This is a genomic window from Burkholderia sp. Bp9140, assembly GCF_003853425.1.
GTDB lineage: Bacteria > Pseudomonadota > Gammaproteobacteria > Burkholderiales > Burkholderiaceae > Burkholderia.
In genome coordinates this window covers 27,886-51,850 of the sequence record NZ_QTPQ01000052.1, presented here as the reverse complement: position 1 = coordinate 51,850, position 23,965 = coordinate 27,886, and the positions used below count along the sequence as shown (strand labels likewise).

The following is a 23,965-nucleotide window of genomic DNA, read 5'->3' as shown; positions in this document are numbered from 1 at the left end:
CGCGAGACGCGCCCAGAAGCCTTCGTAATCCTGCTCGGCCTCGGCGGCCAGCGCCTGGTAGGCCGGCATGCCGGAAAGGGTCGCGCGCTCGCGCGTGTCGGCCGACGGTTCGAAGATTCGGCGTTCCTGCAGGATCGATACGAGGGCAGTCAAGGTGTTCTCCATGGAAATCGTAGGGTGTGGCCTGACTGTTGAAACGCAACTTGCATGCCAATCGCGCGGGTATTCGGCCGGAACGGCGTACGTGCGCGTTGTCGTGCGGCTTTCGCCAATCTATCTGCACTGCAAAGCAATTACCGCTCGAACGCCCGGCGATCCTGTCGGCCTGCGTGTTGCGTCGAAATGCAGCAGCGGGTGTTGCAGGCGTCAACACGGCGCACGATGCGCGGCGTGCACGCCGCGGGCCGGACGCCGTGCTATGCGATGAACGACCGGAGCACGTCGAGCGCGTCGGACGCACGCAGGCGCGCGAGCGCCGACGCCTCGATCTGCCGCACGCGTTCGGCGGACAGGTTCAACTGGCGGCCGATGTCGCGCAGCGAGCAGCCTTCGTCCGTGTGCAGCCCGTAGCGCAGCCTGAGGACCATCGCCTCGCGCGGCGGCAGCCGGTCGATCGCGGCAGCAATCGTATTGCGCAATTGCATGGCGCCGGCGGCATCTTCGGGCGACGGCGTCGACACGTCCGGCGCGACGTCGGCGAAGGTCATGTCGCCTTCCGGCGAGACCGGCACGTCGGCCGACACCGGTTCCTTCACGATCGCCATCAGGTCGCGCACCTTGTCGACGGGCTCGCCCATGTGGACGGCCAGTTCGGCCGGCGTCGCCGCCGTGCCCGCGCGTTGCCGATGCTCGCGCGCGAGCCGCGTCAGCTTGTTCAGCGCGTCGACCGTATGCGTCGGCACGCGGATCGTCCGGCCGAGGTCGGCGAGCGCATGGGTGATCGCCTGCCGGATCCACCAGGTCGCGTAGGTCGAGAACCGGAAGCCGCGCCGGTGGTCGTAGCGCTCGATGGCTTTCAACAGGCCGATGTTGCCTTCCTGGATCAGGTCCGCGAACGGCAGCCCGCGATCGGGATAGCGCTTCGCGATCGACACGACGAGCCGCAGGTTCGCGTCGAACAAGCCCGTGCGCGCCGGCTGCATCGCGCGTTCGATCGCACCGAGCCGTGCATCGAGCGACGCGGTCGCGCCGGGCGGCAGTTCCGACGCGGGGGAGCCGCGCACGATCGCGTCGCGTGCATCGACGAACTCGGCCGCGCGCCGGGTCAGCGTCGGCCCGCAGGCGGGATGCGCGGCAATGCATGACGCGAGCCAGCCGGCGTGGTCGTCGCCGGTTGCCTGTGCGAACGAGGGCGGGATGCCCACGCCGGCCAGCAGTCGCTCCAGCCGGCCGCGCAACGCGCGATGCCGGCGTGCGCGCACGCGCAGCGGCTCGTTCATTCGCTCGAGCGCGCGGGCGGACAGGCGCAGGGTGCCGAGCAGCGCCGCGGCGTCGCGTACATGCGTGCGATACGCGGCGCAAGCGCTGCCGCCGGACGCCAGCGCCGCACGCAGGCCGTCCGCGAGAGCGTCGATGCGTGCGAGCCGCGCCACTACCGCGTTGCGCCAGGCCGCATCCTCCGTCCGCGTATCAGTCTCGGTGTCGTCACGCGCGGGGTCGTCGGTGGTGGCGGCTGGCGAAGCGCCCGCATCCGCATGATCGGCCGGCGTGTCGTCGCGCGGGCCGTCGTCGAGAAAGGTCACATAGGTCGCTGCCGCGGTCCGGCATGCGGCGATTTCGGTGCGGATCGAGACCAGCGCGTCGAGCGCGTCGGGGTCGCCGCACAGTACCGCGACCGACGCGGCACGGCCGCGCTCGATTCGCTGCGCGTACGCGAATTCCTCGTCGCGCGTGAGGAGCGGCGTCGTGCCCATCTCGCGCAGGTACAACCGGACCGGATCGGTCGTGCGCGGTGCGAGCAGGTCGGCCGCGGCGAGCGTGCCGACGCCGTCGACCCACGCGCGCGCGGGCGGCGCGGGCCGGAAGTAGCGCTCGAGCGTCCAGCCGCTCGTGGCATCGGCGCTGTCGCGCACCGCGATGCCGAGTTCGCCGAGCACCGCGGCGGCCGCGTCGATGTCGCTTTCGTTCGCATCGTCGTCGGGCAACGCGTCGATGATGTCGCCGTGCGTGACGAATCCGCGTGCCAGTCCGGTCGAAATCAGCGCGTGGAGATGGGCGGCCGCGCGTTGCGGTGCGTCGTTGTCGGGGCCGGCGGCGGACGCCGGCGCGTGCCGCGGTGCGGACCGCGCCGGCATCTCGCCGCGCGACGCGTCACGCGCGCTTGGCATACACGTTGCACCAGCCGTCCGCGGCAACCGACTTGCCGGCGAACATCGCGCACGTGCCGGCGGCATCCGCCGCCTCGCCCTTGTAGAAGCGGCAGTTCGAGCAGCGCTGGCCGGGCTGGTATTTCGGGAATTGCGCGGCGTCGACGCTCGACGCGCGGGCGCGATAGCCGAGCGCCTTGGCCGCGGCGTCGTTTTCGTCGACGAGGGGCGGGGCAGCCAGCGCGGGGCGTGCCGCGGCAAGCGCCGCGCACAGTCCGATGGTCCGGACGATGAAGGTTCTGCGAGTCGTGGTGTGCATCACTGTCGTTTCCTGGTGAAGAAGAAATCGTGGCGCCGTGCGGCCCGGCATGCGCATCCGGGCCGCAGGCGCGGTTACTGGCTGGCTTCCCTGTGTCCCGCCGGGCCGACGACGAGCGGCGCGGCCGATGCGCGCGCCGTATCGGCGCTCAGCTTGTTCTTGCTCGCGGCATAGCCGTTCGATGCGAGCAGGAACGCCATCAGGTCCGCATAGTCGTCGTCCTTCAGCTTGCCGGGCTGGTCGGCGGGCATGTTGGTCGCCATGTAGCCGAACACGCCGCCGATCGTCAGGTGCGAATGCGCCAGCGGCGCGAACGACGGACCGCTCAGCGCGGGCGCGGTGTCGCCTTCGAGGTTGGCGCCGTGGCACTTGGCGCACGCATTGCCGTACAGCGTCTTGCCATGTTCGACCTGGGCCGCATCGAATGACGGCGCGGCATCGCCGGTGCTCCCGGAGACCCGCATGAAGCCGCCGCCGGCCGGTACGCCGCGCGCGCGCAGCAGGCCGGCGCGCGACGGTCCGGCGGCCGCCATCGCGCCGTCGAGAAAGCGCGGCGTCGCGCGCGAATCGTGCGCCTCGAGCGCACTGCCGGGCAGCGCCCACTTGCGGGTCAGCGCGGCGAGCCGGCCGTTGTTCTTCATCTGCGCGAGTGCCGCGTCGATACGCTGCTGCAACGCGGCCGAGCGCGGCGCGAACGCGAACGTGAGCTGCCACTCCGCATACGGCGACGAGGTCGCGCCGATGCGGAACGCCTGCTTCGGATGCGCGGCCTGATACGCGACGACCGCCGGGTACCAGACGATCGCGCGATGCGCGCGGCCGCTCGCCACGGCGGCGACCGTTTGCTCGGACGTGTTCTCGAGATCGAAGCGCGCGTTCTTCTGCTGGACCGCGATCAGCTGCGCGGGGCTCGCATAGGTGGCCGCGACGATCTCGCGGTCGGTGGCCGCTGCGCCGGCATCGCGGCGCGTGACGCTCACGTAGCCCGAGCGCAGGTAGCCCTGCGAGAACAGCAGCTTCGTTTCGGATGCGTCGGCGATGGCCGAGCGCGGAAAGCCGGCGAGCACGTCGCAATCGCGTTCGAGGATGCCGGCGAGTTCGTGCGCGGACACGCCGTCGTCGTCGCTGCCGCCGGCGTCATGCGCGGCGAACGTCGCGGCGATGCCGGCCGTGCGGAACGCCTCGCGTGCGACGGCCTTGTCGAGCGAGGCCGTCGGCGTACCGGGCAGCGAGCAGACGCGCACCGGCGTCGCGGCCGTGGAGAGCGCCGGTGTCAGCGCCGTGCCTGCCGCGAGCGCACAGGCCACGGCGAGGCGGGAGAGTCGAATGTTCATGATCGTACGCCCGGATGGGAAGGGGGGAAGGCACCCGCGCCGGCGGCGCGGGCACACTGCGGGTGGCCGGAAGACGGTCAGCCGCGATCGAGGGCGAACACGTACAGCGTGCCGCCGCGCGGCACGTCGTCAGCCGCCTTGGCCATCGGGCCGCCCCAGATCGGGTTCGCACCGCCGTAGCCGGCGAGTACTGCTACGTACTCCTTGCCGTCGACTTCGAACACCGACGGCTGCGCGATGATCCCGCTCGCGAGCTTCGGGCTCTCCCACAGCACCTTGCCGCTGGTGACGTCGAACGCGTACAGGTGGCCGTCGAGCGAGCCGCTGAACGCGAGGCCGCTCGCGGTCGTCGCGACACCGCCGTTCCACGGCAGCTTGCTCCAGTGGCTCCACACCTTCTTGCCGGTGTTGACGTCGATCGCCTGGAGCTCGCCGTAGCCTTCGCTGCCCGGCTCGGGCTTGATCTCGAAGCCTTCGCCGAGATACGGCAGCCCTTCCATGTAGTTGACCGACTTGCCCGACAGGCTCATGCACGCATGCAGCGCCGGCACGATCGCGAGATGGCGTTCGGGGTCGTACGACACCGACCACCAGTTCTTGCCGCCGAGGAAGCTCGGGCACGTGTCGATGGTCGTGCCGACCTTCGGATACTTCGCGGGATCCTGGATCGGCGCGCCGTCTTCCGTGTAGCCGGTGACCGATGTCGCCTTCACGAACGGCTCGGCATAGATCAGCTTGCCGCTGTCGCGGTCGATCGCGTGGAAATAGCCGTTGCGGTCCGCGTGGATGATCGCGTCGTGCTCCTTGCCCTTGTACTTGATCGTCGCGAGCACCGGCGTGTTGACGCCGTCATAGTCCCACGTGTCGTGCTTCGTGTACTGGTAGTGCCACTTGAGGTCGCCGTTCTTCGGGTCCAGCGCGAGCAGCGAATCGGAGTACAGGTTGTCGCCGGGGCGCAGGTCCGCGAGCCACGGCCCCGGGTTGCCGACACCCCAGTACAGCGTGCGCGTCGCCGCGTCGTAGGTGCCGGTCAGCCAGGCCGGTGCGCCGCCGTGCGCCTGCATCCCGTCGGGCCAGGTATCGGCGTGCTTCTCGCCCTGGCCCGGGATCGTGTAGCGCTTCCACAGCAGCGAGCCGTCGTTCGGGCTGAGCGCGGCGATGAAGCCGCGCGCGCCGTATTCGCCGCCCGAGCTGCCGACCACGAGCGCGCCGTCGAGCGCGAGCGGCGCGAGCGAGAACGAGTAGCCGAGCCCCGGCTCGAACATTCGCTTCTTCCACACGAGTGCGCCGGTCTGTGCATCGAGCGCGGCCACTTCGCCGCTCAGCATCGCGACATACACGTTCTTGCCGTACAGCGCGACGCCGCGGTTCACGACGTCGCAGCACGCCGTCTTGAACGACTCCGCGCCGAGCTTCGGCTCGTATTTCCACAGTTGCGCGCCGGTGGCCGCATCGAACGCGTACACGTTGTCCTTCGGCGTGGTCACGAACAGGTAGCGGCCGTTGACGATCGGCGTGGCTTCGAAGCCCTGCTTCAGCTCGGCCGGAAACTTGTAGCTCCACGCCTGCGTGAGCTGCTTCACGTTCGACGCGTCGATCTGCTTGAGCGGCGAATGCGCCTGGCCGTTGTACGTGCGGTAGTAGGTGAGCCAGCCCGGATCGCGTTGCGCATCGGTGAGCCGCTGGTACGTGACGGCCGGATAATCCGCGGCGGCGTCCACGAGGCCGGGATTCAAGGCGATGGCGGCTGCTGCTGCGATTCCGATCGTTGCCAGTCGGCTCGTCGAAGCCGAGAGTTTTTTCATGGTTGTCTCCTGAGTCATTGTGGTCGCACCGCGGCCAACACATGGCCGGGCCGGCAGGGGTGGGGATCCGGGTCCAGTGCGCAACCAGTCACGCAAATCGCATGCCACTGCGGCGAGAGCCTTGCCGCGCAAGACAGAGCGGTCGATTGCGCGCGAGGCGGCGATGCGCGCGACGCGGTGCGGGTGACCCGCGTGTGTTGCGTTCGGGGACAGCCGCGGGCGGAGTGTTGCGAAACATGACAGTGCGGTGCGCGCTCAGGCGCATCGTCTGCGCGGCGCATGGCGAATTGCGGCGGCCTGCCGTGCGTGCATGCGCGAACGCGTCGACGTGCGACCGCGGGAATGCGGTCGCCTTCGACGAAGCGGGCCGATCTCGCGCGGCCCGGTGCGATCGACGCATGTGGCGTGCACGGTGTGCACCCCGGAAACGCGATCGTTCCGGGCGACGAGCGCACGCGCGCCGGGAGGGATACCGTGCCGGTGACCCAAATTGGCACAGGTTCGACAGGGGTGGCACGAACGGCAAGCTGTCGCGTCGCTCGGCCCACCTGCTCGACAGGCGCTACGCGAGCGTCGGGATGCTCGGCCGGAACTTGTTCGACGGTCCGAATCATTCGTTCGACGGGCGCAATCCCGTCGACGCGAAGTTCGTCGGACTGGGCGCGACGCGCGGCGCGTGGGTCGGCGCGCGCTATGCGTGGGACGGAGCGGGCGACCCGGCAGCGGGTGGCGCGTCCGCGCTGACGGCCAGCATTTCGCGCAGCGCGCGAGCGACGCCATGCGCGAGCGCATCGTCGCTCGCGAGATGCCCGGCTCGCACGCGTTCGACGGTGGCGGCCGGCACCGCGCGCGCGAGACGGCCGACGTTGTCGACCGGGCACACGCGATCACGCGTGCCGTGCACGGCATGCAGCGGCACGCGGGCCTGCGCGGCCTGTCGGGCCAGCGCGAGCAGCCGGCGCTCGCCGAGCCAGCACGCGTGTTGCAGGTAATGCGCCTGGATCCGGTATTTGTCGATCAGCCGGTCGACGGCGGGTTGGGTCGGCCGAGCGCCACGTGCCGGCCGCCCCGTCAGGATCGCGTCTTCATACGCATTCCAGGCCAGCGCGACCGCACGTTGCCGCGCCGCGCCGGCCCCCGGCTGGAGACGCCGCGCGCAGCAGGCGATCAGGCGATCGGCACGCGCGGTGCCGGCGGCGGCTGTGAGGCGCTGCCATGCCCGCGGTGCCCGCGCGCGCGCGCCGACGAAGAGGCCGCGCACTTCGCGCGACGATGTGAGGAACAACCCGCGCAGCACGACGCCGGTCACGTGCGACGGATGGTGTCCCGCATACGCGAGCGCGAGCGCCGCGCCCCATGACCCGCCGACGACCGCCCAGCGTGTGATGCCCAGACGGATGCGCAATGCCTCGAGGTCACCGATCAGCCGCATCGTGTTGTTGTGACGCAGGCCGCCGCGCGGCGTCGACGCGCCCGCACCGCGCTGGTCGACCAGCACGACGCGCACGCGCGTCAGGTCGAACAGGCGCAGCACCGCCGGCCGGCTGCCGCTGCCGGGCCCGCCGTGCAGTACGACGACGGGCTGGCCGAGCGGATTGCCGGCATCCGTCCACGCGATCCGGCATGCGTCGCGGGACAGGGCAGGCCGGGAGCCGGAAGCGGAGCGGAGCAGTCGGTGCGTCATGGCGTCATGTCGTCGGGGTATCGGGAGCGGCGTCGCGGCCGGGTGCCACGGAAAGCGCGAACAGACCGGGGCTTGATCCACATCAAAGCCAGAATCGCGCCAGCGACCACGATCGGGATGGACCGGGTAGCGGCGGCGGGCGGATTCGCGATATGACGTCAGCAGTCGTCGCTTCGCATGCGGTCGACTGTTTCTTTCATTATGCTTTCGACCGGCGTCGGCGCAACGATATCCGGCAATCGGCCCGGGCGCCGCCGGCAGCGTGGCCCGAAGCTTGCTTGATCCAGCACAAAGAGTCCGGCACCGACCGGAAGGATCCCCGGAGGAGACAATGCGCGATGACGTTCATCCGACGGCCAACGCACGGGCCACGCATGCGCCCGGCTGGCCGACGCCGACGATCCAGAAGTCCCATGAGCGGTCCGAGACGTTCGGCCTGCAGGCATCTGCACGTCCCGACTACGACCTGCTGTCCGGCGCGGCGCTGGCGCTCAAGCGCGAGCAGAACCGTGTGCTGTGCGTGCATGCGATGCCCGTGATGGAGTCGCTGCACGAACAGATCGTCAATACGCAAAGCATGATCGTGCTGACCGATGCGGAAGGGTTGATCCTGCACTCGATCGGCGACGACGACTTCCTGCGGCGCGCGGAACGGGTTGCGCTGCGCCCGGGCGCGAACTGGGCGGAGAACCGGCAGGGCACCAACGCGATCGGCACCGCGCTCGCGGAGCTGTGTCCGATGGTCGTGCACGGCGACCAGCACTACCTGGCCGCGAACCATTTCCTGACCTGCTCGAGCGTGCCGATTCTCGATCCGTACGGCGACGCGATCGGCGTGCTCGACGTGACGGGCGACCACCGCAGCTATCACCAGCACACGATGGCGCTCGCGAAGATGTCGGTGCAGATGATCGAGAACCACCTGTTCACGACGACCTTCCAGGAGACGCTGCAGGTGTCGTTCCACGGCCGCCCCGAATTTCTCGGCACCTTGATGGAAGGGATCGTCGCGTTCACCGCGGACGGCCGCTTCCTGTCGGCCAACCGCAGCGCGCAGTTCCAGCTCGGGATGCCGCTCGCCGCACTGCGCGCGCATACGCTCGCGTCGCTGTTCGACGTGACGAGCGCACAGCTGATCGACCGGATGCGCGCGAGCACCGAGCCGCACGTGTCGCTGAACCTCGGCAACGGCGCGGTGGTCTGCGCGCGCGTGCAGTTCCGGCGCGCGTTGCGGGCCGAGGGCAGCCGGCCTGCGGAAGTGCACGACGGCGCCGCGCGGCCGCCTGCCGCGCAGGGCGCGGCGAGCCTGTCGCGGCTCAGCTATCTCGACACCGGCGATCCGCAGGTCGCGGCGGTGATCGCGAAGGTCCGCAAGGTGATCGGCAAGGACATTCCGGTGCTGATCACCGGCGAGACCGGGACTGGCAAGGAACTGCTCGCGCAGGCGATCCACAACGACTCGCCGCGCCGTGACGGGCCGTTCGTCGCGGTCAACTGCGCATCGATTCCGGAGACGCTGATCGAATCCGAGCTGTTCGGCTACGAGGAGGGCGCTTTTACCGGCGCACGCCGCAAGGGCGCGACCGGCAAGCTGCTGCAGGCCAACGGCGGCACGCTGTTTCTCGACGAAATCGGCGACATGCCGTATCCGCTGCAGGTGCGGCTGCTGCGCGTGTTGCAGGAGCGCATCGTCAACCCGCTCGGCTCGACGAAGGCGATCGGCGTCGACATCGCGATCATCTGCGCGACGCACCGCGACCTGCGCGACATGATTGCGCAGAACCGCTTTCGCGAGGACCTGTACTACCGGCTCAACGGCCTCGTCGTGCGCCTGCCGCCGCTGCGCGATCGCACGGACCTCGCGGTGGTCGTCCAGAAGATGCTGCAACGGGAGACGCTGTCGGGGCCCGGGCGCCGCCCGCTGAGCGTCGCGCCCGACGTGATGGCGCTGTTCGAGCGCTGCGCGTGGCCGGGCAACTTCCGGCAGCTCGCGAACCTGCTGCGGACGGCATCCGCGATGGTCGAAGACGACTGCGAGATCCGCTGCGAGCATTTGCCGGACGATTTCTTCGACGACGTGCGGCGCGACGGCGGGCCGGCGGCGCAGGGCACCTGTGCGCCGCCGCTCGCCGCGCAAGCGCCTGCATGCGTGGCCGCGGCCGCGGCCGGCGATGCGCGGTTGCAGGACGTGGCCGCGTCCGCGATTGCGGCCGCGCTCGCGCGCCACGGTGGCAACGTATCGGCCGCCGCCCGCGCGCTCGGCGTGTCGCGCAACACGATCTATCGCAAGATGCCGGCCGCCGGGCCGGATGCGCTGGAGCCGGACGAACCCTGACGGCCTGCGCGACTGTCACACGGGTGTGTCAGGTTGCAACACCCGGTGTTCAGGGATTCAACACTTGTTCAACCGGCCGCGCATGCCACGAGCCTTCGCCGGAAGGCTGTCGAAATATTTCCGTATGAAAATCGAAAGAATCCCGGTGGCGTGACCCACCGGCGGCTGCCGCATGCCCGCGCGCGCTGCTGCGCGATGCAAATCCAGCCCCGGCACGCTCCTTGCTGAATGGGTATCGGCCGCTCGATCGATGCGGTTTCATCGACTCACTTACTCAACCAGGAGACACATCATGCAATGGACCACCCCGGCTTATACCGACCTGCGTTTCGGCTTCGAAATCACGATGTACATCGCCAACCGCTGATCGACGCGCGCAGTGCCGCCCGCAGCGACGGACACGATGCGGGCGGCACCGGGAGCACATGCAGATGAAGATCAAGATACTCGGCTCGGGCGCCGGCGGCGGATTGCCGCAATGGAACTGCAACTGCGGCAACTGCCGTCGCGCGCGGGCCGGCACCGACGGCATCGTGCCGCGCACGCAATCGTCGATCGCGGTCAGCGGCAACGGCATCGACTGGGTGCTGGTGAACGCGTCGCCGGACATCCTCGCGCAGTTGCGCGCCGCCCCCGACCTGCAGCCGGCCCGCGCGATCCGCGACAGCGCGATCGTCGCCGTCGTGCTGTGCGACGCGCAGATCGATCACGTGACCGGCCTGCTGATGCTGCGCGAGCGCACGTCGCCGCTGCCGCTCTACGCGAGCGCGCCGGTGCTCGACGATCTGTCGACGGGGCTGCCGCTCGTGCCGCTGCTCGGCCACTACTGCGGCGTCGATGTGCACCCGATCGCGCCGGGCGAGCCGTTCGCGATACCGGGTGCCGCCGGCATCCGCCTGACCGCGGTGCCGGTCGACAGCAAGCCACCGCCTTATTCGCCGCGCCGGGAGGCGAGCGTGCCGGGCGACAACATCGCACTCCTGATCGAGGACACGGCGACCGGCCGGCAGGCGTTCTACGCACCGGGGCTCGCCGACGTCGACGACAGCGTGCGCGCCGCGATGCGCGACGCCGATCTCGTGCTGGTGGACGGCACGTTCTGGACCGGCACGGAGATGATCGACCTCGGCCTGTCGTCGAAGCACGCGGCCGACATGGGCCATCTCGCGCAGTGCGGCGACGCGGCGCGGCCGGGGATGATCGACCGGCTGCGGCAGTTGCCGGCGCGCACACACAAGGTCCTCACGCACATCAACAACACGAATCCGATTCTCGATCCGGGTTCCGCGCAGCGTGCGCAGTTGCGCGAACACGGCATCGAGGTCGCCCACGACGGCATGCAATTCGAGGTCTGACAATGAACGCACCGATTCCCGCCGCGGCACTGCACGCGACGCCCTGGAGCGCGCAGGAGTTCGAGGCGCGCCTGCGCGCGCTCGAATCGCGCTACCACATCCACCATCCGTTCAACCGGCGCCTGAATAGCGGCGCATGCTCGCCGGCGCAGATCCGCGGCTGGGTCGCGAACCGTTTCTACTACCAGGTCAGCATTCCGCTGAAGGACGCGGCGATCCTGTCCAATTGCCCGGACCGCGATACGCGCAGGTTGTGGGTCGAGCGGATTCTCGACCACGACGGTCACGGCGGCCAGGAAGGCGGGATCGAGGCATGGGCGCGGCTCGGCGAAGCGGTCGGCATCGAGCGCGCGGAACTGTGGTCGCTCGCGCACGTGCTGCCCGGCGTGCGGTTCGCGGTCGACGCGTACGTCAATTTCGCGCGGCGCGCGCCGTGGCAGGAAGCCGTGTGCTCGTCGCTGACCGAGATGTTCGCGCCGCAGATCCACCTCGACCGGCTCGCGGGCTGGCCGTCCCACTATCCTTGGATCGAGGCGGACGGGCTGCAGTATTTCCGCAGCCGCGTGCCGCTCGCGCAGCGCGACGTCGAGCACGGGCTCGCGGTGACGTTGAGCCATTTCACGACACCGGACGCGCAACGGCGCGCGCTCGACATCCTGTCGTTCAAGCTGGATGTGCTGTGGTCGATTCTCGATGCGATTGAAAAGGCGTACCCCGCATGAACTCCAACGACGCCGTCAGCGGCGTGCCGCTGCGCCCCTCGCTGAGGGGCATGTACCGCCTGCAGTGGGAGGCGGCCCAGGATGCGTACGTGCTCCTGTATCCGGAAGGCATGGTCCGGCTCAACCCGAGCGCGGGCGAGATTCTCGCACGCTGCGACGGCACGCGCGAGCTCGACGACATCATCGACGAACTCGAGCGGCTGTTCAGCACGTCGGACCTCGCGTCGGACGTCTACCGCTTCCTCGATCATGCGCGACTGCGCGGCTGGCTCGACTGACATGGACATGACACCTCCTCCGAACCGGCCGTCCGCGCCGCTGTGGCTGCTCGCCGAGCTCACGTACCGGTGCCCGCTGCACTGCGCGTTCTGCTACAACCCGGTCGACTTCGCAACGCACGGCGCCGAGCTCGATACCGACGCGTGGCGCACGGTGATCAGCGATGCACGCGCGCTCGGCGCCGCGCAGATCGGCTTTTCCGGCGGCGAGCCGCTGCAGCGCGACGACCTGGAGGTGCTGGTCCGGCATGCGCGGTCGCTGGGTTTCTATACCAACCTGATCACGTCGGGCGTGGGGCTGAATGCCGCGCGCATCGACCGGCTCAAGGCGGCCGGGCTCGATCATATCCAGCTGTCGCTGCAGGATTCGACGCGCGAGCTGAACGATTTCCTGACCAGCACGCGCACCTTCGACCTCAAGCGCGGCGTCGGGCGGCTGATCAAGTCGCACGGCTATCCGATGGTGCTGAACTGTGTGCTGCACCGGTACAACCTGCCGCACGTCGGCCAGATCATCGAGATGGCGCTCGACCTCGGCGCGGATTTCCTCGAGCTCGCGAATACGCAGTACTACGGCTGGGCGATGCTGAATCGCGACCAGTTGATGCCGACCGCCGAACAACTGCGCGAAGCCGAGGAAACGGTCAACCGCTACCGGAAGCTCGTCGGCGAACGGTGCAAGATCCTGTTCGTCGTGCCCGACTACTTCGAGCAGCGGCCGAAGGCCTGCATGAACGGCTGGGGCTCGGTATTCCTCGGCGTCGCACCGGACGGCACCGCGCTGCCGTGCCATGCCGCGCGCTCGCTGCCCGGCCTCGCGCTGCCGAACGTGCGCGACCGGTCGCTGAAGGAGATCTGGTACGACAGCGATGCATTCAACGCGTTTCGCGGCGACGGCTGGATGCGCGACCCGTGCCGCACCTGCGACGAGCGCCACGCGGATCATGGCGGGTGCCGCTGCCAGGCGTACATGCTGGCCGGTGATCCCGCGGAAGCCGATCCGGTCTGTGCGAAGTCCGCGCATCACGGCCGGGTCGAGCAGGCCGTGCAATTCGCGCGACGGGCAGGGCGCCAGGACGAGCGTCCGCTGATCTTTCGCAGTGCTGCCAATTCGATCGGCCGTTGAGCGGTGCAGTCCGCCGTATTGATGCCGGTCATTCAAACGCACGTTTGATGCGTGCGCGGCGCATTCGTGTGCCGTGCCGCGCGTGCCCGCCCGAGACAGATTTCCCCCATTCGACCGACGCACGACGGTCATGAAAACGATTCGACCGGGATGCGATTCGGTTCGAGCACACGTCGGACGAGAACGAGATCGCATGCGAAGAATGCATGCCGACAATTCCTCTGAATGATAGAGGATTCACGTGGCATATGAGTCTCGAGTAATCCCGGGTAATGCTGCGTGATCCAATGTAATCGTTCACCGGTAAATCCGTTTCAATGATAACGTTTGCGCGGCGCTATTCCGGCGGATTCGACGATGACATCGATATTTCATTGTCGATGCGAGACGACACATTGTCTGAATTTCCATTCGCGTTCGATGAAAATTGCCGTATCGGACGGTTGTGCGAAATCGAAGCGTGTACGATGCAAACGCGGCATCACCGATTCGCATACCGCGATTCCTCGACCGAACTCGCTCAATTCGGTTGACTGCCGCCCGCACGACGTTTAAAGCCGGTGCGTTCGGCTCCGGCGTAAACATTCCGCGGAAATACTCGTTTCATCGGAGTGGTGGCCCGGATTCGGGCCTGGCGGCTCGCCAGCGCGGGTTGCCGCGTGCTCCGCTGACCGGCCTGCTTAACCCGAACCTGCGCGGTATCCGACCATGCACGATTGAAACGAACCCCGACAGTGGCCGCGCATTGACGTCGCGATACTGTCCCTTCGTCCGTTCCGGCAGTGCCAGCCGGAATGGATGACGCATTCCACTGATTTCGGCCTTCTCCGTATTCATCTGGAGATAGGCTGGCCCCCAATATCCCGAATCAAATTGCGGATCGTTGATGCATGTCAATTGTTCGCGAATTTTCATGAATGTATTTACGTCAGACGTGACGAATCTCAACAAATAGTGCCATACCACCGGCTTGATTGATTCCGACAACAACACGGCGAAAACAGACATTGGGAAATCGGCGGGCAAGGGTCGCCCCTATGATGCGGCGCAGAAAACAACGAATGTAAGAAATTGTTAAAGGGCCGAAATGATGCAAACAGTGTCGAATCATTCATCGACGGGGTTAAGCGTGAATCGTGGTAGAAGCGCCGGCAACGGGCATCAACGAGCAAGCGTAATCGTACTGTTGCTCGAAGGTTTCTCCATCATGCAGATGGGCAAGCTGGCGGCCGTTTTCGAACTCGCGAATCAACTCGGACGCGCCGACGGCGCATTCACCGACCGTTACGAGTTGCGGTTGTATTCCGTGCATGGCGGCCCGGTTCGCTCGTCGTCGGGCGTCGGCATCTGGACGGAAGCGGCCCGCACGCTCGAAGCAAGCACGGTGCACGCGATGTTCGTGTTGAGCGGTCAAGGCGGGATCGACACGCTCGACGAGCAGTTGATCGCGTGGCTCAGGCATGCGCACCAGCGCGCGCGCGTCGTTCGAGGCAGCCATGGCGGCCGCAAGTTGCTCGCGCAGATTCATCTTGCGCAGAAAGAGGTCGAGAAGGCCGCGCCGGCCGCGGACGGCGGCGGCGCCGCCGCGTTCGCGGGACGCGATGACGCCGAACCGGCCGGCGACGAAGACGACGGGCCGTTCTCCGACGCGTTGTCGATCGTCCGGGTGGACATGGGCTACGAAATCGCGCAGGAAATCGTGATGTGCATGGTGTCCGGCGCGAACCGCAAGCTGACCGACGTGCTGTTCGGCGCACGGGTCGCGCGCGCGAGCACGTTGATCAGGATGGCTGCGCATCACCTGCGCGTCAACAGCGAGAACCGGATTTCCATCGCCGACGCGGCGCAGGCCGCCGCGATGAGCGAGCGCAATTTCCTGCGGCGCTTCAAGAACGAAATCGGCGTCACGCCCACCGAGTTCGTGCTGAGAATTCGCCTCGAAAAGGCGTGCCGCATGCTGATCGAAACCGATCTTCCGGCGGACAAGGTCGCGCGACGCACGGGCCTCGGCAGCGGGGACCGGATGGCGAAACTCTTTCGCCAGCACTTGCAGACTTCGCCGACCGAATATCGGGCGGCCGCACGAAAAGGCGGCGACGCGTCGACGGACATGCTGTACGCATCGGACCTCGGCGACTGGATGAGCGACGCACCATTCTAGACGGGCGATTGCAATTCGCCGTGCGCCGCCATTCGGCGAAATGGTATTGCGCGGATTCAATTCGATATCCGGATATTAATGTTCCGTCCGAATGACGGTGCCGTTATTCGGGCGTGAAAAATGCCGGATATAAACCGGTCTCCATGCGACGAAGGCGGATTCGGCCACAATCGTGGCGCGGTCCGACACGAGGCGCTCAAAACCCATTTCCACTGATTAAGTTATCGACTGGCCTTTCGAGGAGGCGGCACCCCGGCACTCCTCGGAATTTTGCCTGCCGTGTCGCCGTGAGCGCACTGTGCAGGCCTTTTTATTCGTCGAGCGAGCATCCGGCCGGCCGATCCGGCCGATGCTCGCTTGCAGGTTTGGGGTAGCGCCAGGCGATGCATGCGCTGCCCGATGCGCCGGCAATGGCGAGCGCGATGAATTGCAAATCGACATGAATCGACGTGCCTCCCGAGCGATTGAAATTCGAGCATGAATCGCTACGTGCGCACGTTATTCGTGCATCGCATATGGATCGCTTGATTCGTGAAATCGATCGAATAATTCGCGTGCGAAATCGGCCTTGATTTGTTCCGCCATCAACAAGGCGAATTCGGACGCGGGCGATAAAAGCACGAGTCGCGACGAATATGATGCACTGCGGAAACGTTGAAACGACGGTTTCGCAACGAGCGCGCCGCGTGGAATGCGCATCGCATCCGGCCGGGATCGTGATGCTTCGGAGCCGCGGCAGGCCGCCGCGGCGAAATCGAGTGGACGACCGGGCGACATGCGTGGCAGACGTGACATGCCGCTGCACCGCGAACGGACGTTGGATGATGAATTAGGAGTTCATATCAATGAATTCGTTGATCAATCGAGCGACCGATATCGGACTGATCGTGCTGGGCGCGTTCATTCCCGCGTTGATCGGTGCCACCGGCGGTGCGCGCGGAACCCTGTTCGACGGTGCGCTCGTCGCCTTTGCCGCCGCGCTGGCGCTGTCGGTATTTCCCGCGTGCGGCATCTACGAGGCCGCGCGCACGCGCTCGGCGCTGCACGTGCTCGGCCGAACGGTGCTGGCCTGGATCGTCGTGCAGGGCATGAGCACCGCGCTGCTGTACGTGCTGCATCGTGCGCACGTGCTGTCGAGCGAGTGGTTCGTGTACTGGACGCTCGCGAGCGGGATCGGCCTGATCGCGTTCCGCGCGCTGACGCTCGCGATCTTCGGGATGATCGAGCGCGCGGGCGACCAGGTACGTGCGGCAGCCATCGCGCACGCGGACTTGCGCGGGCAGCGCGAGATCGGCCACCGGACGGTCGGACGCATCAAGCGGATGGTCAAGCGCAGCTTCGACCTGGTAGGCGCATCGTTGCTGCTGGTCATGCTGGCGCCGGTATTGCTGGGCATCGCATGGACTGTGCGGCGCGACGGCGGCCCGGCGATCTTCGGGCACGAGCGGGTCGGCCGCAACGGCCGGCGGTTCAAGTGCCTGAAATTCCGCTCGATGGTGACGAATGCCGATGCGGTGCTCAAGGCGCTGCTGGAGCGCGACGCCGACGCCCGCGCGGAATGGGATCGCGAATTCAAGCTGAAGAACGATGTCCGCATCACGCCGATCGGCCGCTTGCTCCGCAAGACGAGCCTCGACGAACTGCCGCAACTGCTGAACGTGCTGAAGGGCGACATGAGCCTGGTCGGGCCGCGCCCGATCGTCGAGGCCGAACTCGAGCGCTACGGCGTCGACGTGCGCTACTACCTGATGGCGAAACCCGGCATGACGGGCCTGTGGCAGGTCAGCGGCCGCAACGACACCGACTATTCGACGCGCGTATCGCTCGACGTGTCCTATGTGCGCGAATGGTCGCTGCGCCGCGACATCGGCATCTTGTTCCGGACGATCAACGTGGTGGTGCGCGGCTCGGGTGCGTATTAGCGGCTGCCGCGCGCCCGTGCGCCGCGAAGGATGCGCGGCGGCGGCGCGTGACGACGGCAGGCACGGCGGTATTCAGCAGCAGGCAGTGGCAGCAGGCATGTCCGGTCTCGACAGGGGTGCTGTACTCGCGGTCGACACGACGCGGGGCGACCGGCGCAATTTCAAATTAAAAAAGTGCGAGGTAGTAATGCAGAGGTTGCGTCAAATGGAGTCGGCGCGCGCGTGCGCGCCGCGCCGACCGTCGCGTGTCGGTCCGCTCGTGATGATCCTGCCGCTGTGTGCCTTGCTGGGCGCGTGCGGCATCGCGCCGGGCATGCGCATGCAGCAGCCGGCGTCGATTCCGCTACAAAGCGGTGCCACGCCGGCCGACAGCGCCGCGCTGCCGGTTCCGGTCACGAACATCGACCTGACGCTGATCCGGCGCATGCGCGATACCGAACGCAGTACGCGCGGCGAAGTCCGCGATATCGGCGTCGGCGCGCCGCCGGACGCGTACACCATCGGCCGCGGCGACGTGCTGCAGATCACCGTATGGGACCACCCCGAACTCGCGGCGGCGCTTGGCGCGCCGGCGCAGGCCGCGCCGCGCGCGGCGGATGCGCCGCCCGGTTTCGTCGTCGACCAGGACGGCACGCTGCAGTTTCCGTTTGCAGGCCGGCTGGCGGTCGCCGGACTGACGGCCGAGCAGGTGCAGACGCAGCTCACGCGCCGCCTCGACAAGACGTTCAGGAATCCGCAGGTCACCGTGCGCATCGCGTCGTTCCGCGCGAAGCAGGTGTACATCGAGGGCGAGGTGCATACGCCGGGCTCGCAGTCGGTGAACGACATCCCGATGACGCTGTATGACGCGATCGGCCGGGCCGGCGGCTTTTCGGCGGCGGCGGACCAGAGCCGCATCGTGCTGGTGCGCGACGGCGTCGAGCGACGGATCGACCTGACCGAGATGGCCGAGCAGGGGCGCAATCCGTCGAAGATCGTGCTGCGCAACGGCGACCTCGTGCGCGTGCTGCCGCGCGACGAGAGCGGCGTGTTCGTGATGGGCGAGGTCAACAAGCCCGTGACGGCGTTGCCGATGCGCAATGGCCGGTTGACGCTGAGCGAGGCGATCGCGCAGGCCGGCAGCCTGAACGCGAACACGGCCGATGCCGCGCAGCTCTATGTGGTGCGCGGGATGCAGGACGAGCAGCCGCAGGTGTATCACCTCGATGCGCGCTCGCCGGTCGCGATGGTGCTGGCGAATCAGTTCCAGCTGAAGCCGAAGGACGTCGTGTACGTCGACGGCAACGGGCTCGTCCGCTTCAGCCGCGTGCTCAGCCTGTTGCTGCCGGCCATCAACGCCGGCCTGACCGCGGCGATCGCGACCAAATGATGGAATCGATCCTGATCGTCTGCGAGGGCAACATCTGCCGCAGCCCGATGGCCGAAGCGATGCTGCGTCAGGCCATGCCCGGGCGGCGCGTCGCGTCCGCCGGCCTGAACGCGCTGGTCGGCATGCCGGCCGCGCCGTATGCGCAGGACGTGATGCGCATGCGCGGGTTCGACGTGTCGACGCATCGCGCGCAGCAGATCGCCCGCTCGCTGTGTACCGACGCCGACCTGATCCTCGTGATGGACCGTCGGCAGCGCACGTCGCTCGAGAACCAGTTCCCGTTCGTGCGGGGACGCGTGTTCCGTCTCGGCGAGTACACGGATTTCGACGTGCACGACCCTTACCGCCAGCCCAGATTCGTGTTCGAACGCTGCGCGCGCCTGATCGAACTCGGTGTGACCGAGTGGTCGAAGCGCCTGCGCATCGTTTGAAGCGGCCGTTGGTCGATGCCCCACTGGAACCCAATACGCCTCATATCGTTGCCATGACCCAACCCTCCGCCCCGCAGCAGCACACCGCCGAAGACGGCAGCGAGACCGATTTCGTCGCGGTGCTCGACATCCTGCTGGAAAGCCGCTGGCTGATCGCGACCATCACGTGCGTGCTGCTGGCCGCCGGCCTTGCGTACGCGATTCTCGGCAAGCCGGTGTTCGAAGCCAACATCATGGTCCAGGTCGAGGACAGCCCTGACACGTCGGCCGCCAAGTCGTTGCTGGGCGATGTGTCGGCGCTGTTCGACGTCAAGTCGTCGGCGGCCGCCGAACAGCAGATCCTCGCGTCGCGACTGGTCGTCGAGCGCGCGGTCGACAAGCTCAACCTGTTCATCGACGCATCGCCGAAGCGCTTTCCGATGATCGGCGACTGGATCGCGCGCCACCGCGACGGCCTGTCCGATCCCGGCCTGGCCGGCTTCGGCGGCTACGCGTGGGGCCGCGAGCGCATCGACGTGCCGCGGTTCGACGTACCGCGCAAGAACGAAGGCGACGCGTTCACGCTGACGAGCCTCGGCGGCAAGCGCTATCGGCTCGAAGGCGGCGATCTCGACGCCGCGGTCGACGGCACCGTCGGCGAGCTCGAAACGTTCCGCTCGCCGCGCGGCCCGATCACGCTGCAGGTCGCGTCGATCGCCGCGAAGCCCGGCACCGCGTTCGTGCTGGTCCGAAACTCGCGGCTGAAGACGATCGAGGACATCCGCGACCGCCTCAACGTGCAGGAGCGCGTGAAGCAATCGGACGTCGTCGTCGCCAGCCTGCAGGATACCGATCCGAAATGGGTCAGCGACACGATGAACGAGATCGGCCGCCAGTACGTGCGGCAGAACATCGAGCGGAAATCGGCGGAGGCCGCGCAGTCGCTCGAATTCCTGACCGCGCAACTGCCGCAGCTCAAGCAGCAGCTGACCGATTCCGAAGCGCGCCTGACGAAGCTGCGCAACGAGCACGGCACGGTTGACCTCACCGAGGAAGCGAAGCTCGCGCTGGCCCAGACCGCCGACGCGAAGACGCGCCTGCTCGAGCTGCAGCAGAAGCGGCAGGAGCTGATGTCCCGCTTCACCGAACGGCACCCGAGCGTGGCCGTGATCGACGAGCAGATCGCCGCGCTGAACGGCTATCGGAACACCGCCGAGCTGCAGATCCGCCGCCTGCCGGACCTGCAGCAGGAAGCCGTGCGGCTGATGCTCGACGTGAAGGTCAACACCGACCTCTACACGGCACTGCTGAACAACATGCAGCAGCTGCAGCTCGTGCAGGCCGGCAAGGTCGGCAACGTGCGTCTCGTCGATACGGCGGCGGTGCCGGAAGTGGCGGTGCGCCCGAAGAAGGTGCTCGTCGCGCTGGCGTCGCTGCTGCTCGGGCTGCTCGCCGGCTGCGGCACCGCGATCGTCCGCTCGATGCTGTTCCACGGGATTTCCGATCACAACGAGATCGAGCGCCGTCTCGGCCTCGCGGTGTACGCGACGGTCCCGATCAGCGAGCATCAGCACGAACTGGCCGAGGAGGCCGCGCGCAAGAGCGGCCACAAGTCGATCCTGTCGATCGACTTCCCGAACGAGCCGGCCGTCGAGTGCCTGCGCAGCCTGCGCACCGCGCTGCAGTTCGCGATGCTCGAGGCGAAGAACAACATCGTGCTGATCGCCGGTCCGGCGCCGGGTGTCGGCAAGACCTTCCTCTCGTCGAACCTCGCGGTCGTGATGGCGAGCGCCGGCAAGCGCGTGCTGCTGATCGACGGCGACATTCGCAAGGGCCGGCTGCACGACTATCTCGGCTTCCCGCGCGGCCACGGCTTCACCGAGCTGATCGCCGGCAGCGCGCGGTTGGAGGACGTGATTCACCGCGAGGTGGTCGACGGCCTCGACTTCATCTCGACCGGCACGATGCCGAAGAACCCCGCGGAACTGCTGCTGAACCGCAATCTCGCGGCGCTGGTCGGCGAGCTGTCGTCGCGTTACGACATCGTCGTGATCGACTCGGCGCCGGTGCTCGCGGTGCCGGATACCGGCATTCTCGGCGCGGTCGCCGGCACCGCGCTGCTCGTCACGATGGCGGGCAAGACGAAGCTCGGCGAGATCAGCGAATCCGCGAAGCGCTTCGCGCAGAACGGCGTCCGCCTGAACGGCGTCATCTTCAACGGTGTCAATCCGCGGCTTGGACAGTACGGGTACGGGTCGAAGTACGGCGGTTACCGCTACGTCGCCTACGAATACGGGGCGCAAGATGCGTGATGCGCGCAGCGCCGCCGGCGGCGGCCCGGCCCGTGCATCCGGCCGCACGCGGCGCACGGAGGCGAGATGATCAATCCGCGGGATTCGATCGTGTCGCTGGCCGGCGTCGTGGTCGGGCAGATCGCGCTGTTCGTCTGCATCTTCGTGATCGGACGACGCTTCGGGCCGGCGTCGCTCGGCCACTTCAACTACCTGCTCGCGCTGGCGACCTTCGCCGGCACGCTGCTCGCGTTTCGCTACGAACTCGCGTGCGTCGACGACGCGCCGGGCGAGTCGTTCAACGCGTTCGTCAACGTGACTGCGCTGAGCCTGGCCGTCGTCGCGGTGTTCGGAATCCTGATCGCCGTCGCCGGACGAGCGGATCTCCATCTTGTCGCCGTCTATGCGCTGGCGTCGTTCGTGCAACTGGCCGCCGGATCGTATCTGAACAGCCTCAGGCGCTACGGATGGATCGCGCTGTCGCGCGTGGCGGTCAACGGCGCGTTCCTCGCCGGCCTCATGCTGTCGCTCGCGTGCCCCGCGTGCGGGCAGGTCGACGTGTTTGCGCTGTACGCCTGGGTAACCGCGGCGGTCTCGATCGTGATGGCCGCTGCGATCCTGTTCTCCGGCTATCGGGCCGGGTATTCGTTCCGCCTGTCACGCGGGTTCTTCGTCAGGAATCGCCGCTTTGCGCTGTATATCCTGCCGTCGACGCTGTGCGCGTCGGTGTTGACCTACGCGCTGTCGATCGCGATTCCGCACTGGTTCGACGCGCAGAGCGCCGGCTACTTCGCGGCGGCTTACCGGCTCGGGTTCTTTCCGGTGTCGCTGATCGCGCAGAGCGTCGGCGGGGTGTTCCGCCGCGACGCGATCGGCGCGATGGCGCGACCGGACGCGGGCACGACCGTGCCGCGCGTGTACCGGACCTATGCGCGCGCGCTCGCGGGCCTCGCGGCCGTGTACATGGCCGGCGGGCTGCTGCTGTTCGCGCCGCTCGTCAACCTGTTCTTCGGCGAAAGCTGGCGCGGCTCGGTCGGGTTCTATCACAGCCTGATGCCGCTGTTCGCGCTCCAGCTGATCTACGTGCCGCTGTCGCAGATCTTCCTGGCGACGCGCGCGCAGCGCATCGATTTCCTGTTTCAGCTGACCTGCGGCGTGTGTCTTGCGGGCGCGCTGGGCATCGCGCGGCTGATGAACCTGTCGGCCCCCACGAGCGTGCAGGTTTTTTCCCTGACCGGCGCGGCGCTGATGGCGGCCGGCATCGCGCTGACGTACCGGGTCCTCGACACGAACCTGTCCCGATCCCGGGCGCTGGCGTGAGATCGCCGATACGACGAACGAGCACACCATGATCCTGATAGTCATCGATTCCCTCGAGCGCTACTACTTCGCCACCCGCCTCGTGAACGCGGTGCGGCACGAGTACGAGTTCGCGTTCCTGACGAGCGAACCGGTCGCGCATCTCCGCCTGTTGCTGGGCGGCTTCCGGTCGGTGTACCTGAACCGGCTGATGCCGATCGACGTGCCCGACGGCCAGCCCACCGACCGCACGCCGTACCAGCTGTCGATCGAGGTGCTCAACGGGCAGATGACCGAGGCCCGTGCGCAGCGCGAGTCGGCGGCGATCTTTCATATCGCGTCGGAAGTCCTGCGCGGCCTGCGGGTCGAGCAGTGCGTGATGTGGAACGGGCAGCAGCTGGTGTGCCGCGCGGTGCGGCAGGCCTGCGCGGTGCACGGCGTCGCGACCCGCTTCATCGAGATCTCGAACCTGCCGGGCAAGCTGTTCGTCGATTCGCTGGGCGTCAATGCGCTGTCGACGATCAGCCGCGATCCCGAGGTCATCGATCGCCTGCCGCTGCCCGACGAGGACACGCATGCGCGCTGGCTGTCGGCCTACGAACGCTACAAGCGGATGCCGCTGCCGCAGGCCCGGACGTCGTTCGCGCGCAAGGCGATGTCGGCGACCAACTACCTGCTGAAGGCGGCCAGCCGTGGCGTCGGCCGCCGGCGCCTGGCGAGCGTGCGCGCGCGCAACGGGATGCCGGCGCCGCGACAGGCCAGCTACCTGCCGGCCGACACGCTGGCGACCTGCCGCTATGTGTTCCTGCCGCTGCAGGTGTCGGGCGACACGCAGATCAAGTTGCATTCCGACGTCGGCAATCTCGACGCGATCCGCCACGCGTTCGAGTTCGCCGCGAACGAGAGCGCCGACCTGTTCGTGAAGCTGCATCCCGCCGAGACCGATGCGGCCGAGATCGCCGCGATCGTGCGCCTGCAGGAGACCTATCACTTCGAGATCGTCACGTCGCCGACCACCGACCTGCTCCGGCATGCGTATGCGGTCGTCACGATCAATTCGACGGTCGGGCTCGAGGCGATGCTGTACGGCAAGCGCGTGGTGTCGCTCGGCCGCTGCTTCTACAAGGAATTCGACCGTGAGCGGCTGCTGAAGTACATCCATTCGTTCCTGGTCGACGGCATCGACTATTTCGGCGCCGCGCGCATTCCTGCCGATGCGGCCCGGCGCGTGTTCGCGAGGCGGCACTGA

Annotated in this window: 20 protein-coding genes; 13 read left to right on the top strand and 7 right to left on the bottom strand. The window is 67.6% G+C overall.

Annotation, left to right across the window (positions count from 1 at the left end; translation table 11 throughout):
- Window positions 1-416 precede the first annotated feature (416 nt).
- The 5 genes from DIE21_RS32635 to DIE21_RS32615 form a co-directional block, all read right to left on the bottom strand.
- Window positions 417-2,327, bottom strand: a complete 1,911-nt coding sequence (locus tag DIE21_RS32635; RefSeq protein WP_409364665.1) for a sigma-70 family RNA polymerase sigma factor — start codon at window positions 2,325-2,327, stop codon at window positions 417-419.
- Window positions 2,311-2,625, bottom strand: a complete 315-nt coding sequence (locus DIE21_RS32630) for a high-potential iron-sulfur protein (protein WP_124501542.1) — start codon at window positions 2,623-2,625, stop codon at window positions 2,311-2,313. The genes DIE21_RS32635 and DIE21_RS32630 overlap by 17 nt, the downstream gene beginning before the upstream one ends.
- Before the next feature lie 74 nt (window positions 2,626-2,699).
- Complete coding sequence (locus DIE21_RS32625) at window positions 2,700-3,959, bottom strand: c-type cytochrome (protein ID WP_124501541.1); 1,260 nt, start codon at window positions 3,957-3,959, stop codon at window positions 2,700-2,702.
- Between the two features lie 77 nt (window positions 3,960-4,036).
- A complete protein-coding gene (locus DIE21_RS32620) occupies window positions 4,037-5,764 on the bottom strand; it encodes a methanol/ethanol family PQQ-dependent dehydrogenase (protein WP_124501540.1) in 1,728 nt (575 codons plus the stop codon).
- A 691-nt stretch (window positions 5,765-6,455) separates the two neighbouring features.
- A complete protein-coding gene (locus tag DIE21_RS32615; RefSeq protein WP_124501539.1) occupies window positions 6,456-7,448 on the bottom strand; it encodes an alpha/beta fold hydrolase in 993 nt (330 codons plus the stop codon).
- 331 nt (window positions 7,449-7,779) lie between these two features.
- Between DIE21_RS32615 and DIE21_RS32610 the strand changes: the two genes are divergently transcribed.
- From DIE21_RS32610 to pqqE, 6 genes are all read left to right on the top strand, one after another.
- The gene (locus DIE21_RS32610) at window positions 7,780-9,783 is read left to right on the top strand and encodes a sigma-54-dependent Fis family transcriptional regulator (RefSeq protein WP_124501538.1); all 2,004 of its coding nucleotides are present in this window, start codon (window positions 7,780-7,782) and stop codon (window positions 9,781-9,783) included.
- A 292-nt stretch (window positions 9,784-10,075) separates the two neighbouring features.
- Complete coding sequence (pqqA, locus tag DIE21_RS32605; RefSeq protein WP_006410019.1) at window positions 10,076-10,150, top strand: pyrroloquinoline quinone precursor peptide PqqA; 75 nt, start codon at window positions 10,076-10,078, stop codon at window positions 10,148-10,150.
- Window positions 10,151-10,214: 64 nt separating this feature from the next.
- Window positions 10,215-11,138 carry a pyrroloquinoline quinone biosynthesis protein PqqB gene (gene pqqB / locus DIE21_RS32600; RefSeq protein WP_124501537.1) on the top strand — a complete coding sequence of 308 codons (924 nt, stop codon included), beginning with the start codon at window positions 10,215-10,217 and terminating at the stop codon, window positions 11,136-11,138.
- A gap of 2 nt (window positions 11,139-11,140) precedes the next feature.
- Window positions 11,141-11,860 (top strand): pyrroloquinoline-quinone synthase PqqC, encoded by a 720-nt coding sequence (gene pqqC / locus DIE21_RS32595; RefSeq protein ID WP_124501536.1) that lies wholly within the window; start codon window positions 11,141-11,143, stop codon window positions 11,858-11,860.
- Window positions 11,857-12,138, top strand: coding sequence for a pyrroloquinoline quinone biosynthesis peptide chaperone PqqD (gene pqqD / locus DIE21_RS32590; protein WP_006751646.1), 282 nt, complete (start codon window positions 11,857-11,859; stop codon window positions 12,136-12,138). The genes pqqC and pqqD overlap by 4 nt, the downstream gene beginning before the upstream one ends.
- Window positions 12,139-12,145: 7 nt before the next feature.
- Entirely contained in the window at window positions 12,146-13,264 is a 1,119-nt protein-coding gene (gene pqqE, locus DIE21_RS32585) for a pyrroloquinoline quinone biosynthesis protein PqqE (RefSeq protein ID WP_124501535.1), read from the top strand.
- Window positions 13,265-13,867: 603 nt separating this feature from the next.
- Here the strand turns inward: pqqE and DIE21_RS32580 are convergent.
- Window positions 13,868-14,272 carry a hypothetical protein gene (locus DIE21_RS32580; RefSeq protein ID WP_124501534.1) on the bottom strand — a complete coding sequence of 135 codons (405 nt, stop codon included), beginning with the start codon at window positions 14,270-14,272 and terminating at the stop codon, window positions 13,868-13,870.
- A gap of 79 nt (window positions 14,273-14,351) precedes the next feature.
- On the opposite strand from DIE21_RS32580, the gene DIE21_RS32575 reads away from it, so the two are divergent.
- On the top strand, window positions 14,352-15,425 hold the full coding sequence (locus tag DIE21_RS32575) for a helix-turn-helix domain-containing protein (protein WP_124501533.1): 1,074 nt from the start codon (window positions 14,352-14,354) through the stop codon (window positions 15,423-15,425).
- A gap of 498 nt (window positions 15,426-15,923) precedes the next feature.
- Here DIE21_RS32575 and DIE21_RS32570 read toward each other — a convergent pair whose 3' ends face one another.
- Window positions 15,924-16,220 carry a hypothetical protein gene (locus DIE21_RS32570; RefSeq protein ID WP_124501532.1) on the bottom strand — a complete coding sequence of 99 codons (297 nt, stop codon included), beginning with the start codon at window positions 16,218-16,220 and terminating at the stop codon, window positions 15,924-15,926.
- A gap of 50 nt (window positions 16,221-16,270) precedes the next feature.
- Here DIE21_RS32570 and DIE21_RS32565 point away from each other — a divergent pair, with 50 nt between their 5' ends.
- From DIE21_RS32565 to DIE21_RS32540, 6 genes are all read left to right on the top strand, one after another.
- Window positions 16,271-17,347, top strand: a complete 1,077-nt coding sequence (locus DIE21_RS32565; RefSeq protein WP_124501531.1) for a sugar transferase — start codon at window positions 16,271-16,273, stop codon at window positions 17,345-17,347.
- Between the two features lie 205 nt (window positions 17,348-17,552).
- Window positions 17,553-18,716: a polysaccharide biosynthesis/export family protein gene (locus DIE21_RS32560; RefSeq protein WP_409364664.1), complete on the top strand. Its 1,164-nt coding sequence runs from the start codon at window positions 17,553-17,555 to the stop codon at window positions 18,714-18,716.
- A complete protein-coding gene (locus DIE21_RS32555) occupies window positions 18,713-19,147 on the top strand; it encodes a low molecular weight protein-tyrosine-phosphatase (RefSeq protein ID WP_124501529.1) in 435 nt (144 codons plus the stop codon). The genes DIE21_RS32560 and DIE21_RS32555 overlap by 4 nt, the downstream gene beginning before the upstream one ends.
- A gap of 53 nt (window positions 19,148-19,200) precedes the next feature.
- Complete coding sequence (locus tag DIE21_RS32550; protein WP_124501528.1) at window positions 19,201-21,438, top strand: polysaccharide biosynthesis tyrosine autokinase; 2,238 nt, start codon at window positions 19,201-19,203, stop codon at window positions 21,436-21,438.
- 66 nt (window positions 21,439-21,504) lie between these two features.
- Entirely contained in the window at window positions 21,505-22,737 is a 1,233-nt protein-coding gene (locus DIE21_RS32545; protein WP_124501527.1) for a lipopolysaccharide biosynthesis protein, read from the top strand.
- Window positions 22,738-22,765: 28 nt separating this feature from the next.
- Window positions 22,766-23,965 carry a capsular biosynthesis protein gene (locus DIE21_RS32540; RefSeq protein WP_124501526.1) on the top strand — a complete coding sequence of 400 codons (1,200 nt, stop codon included), beginning with the start codon at window positions 22,766-22,768 and terminating at the stop codon, window positions 23,963-23,965.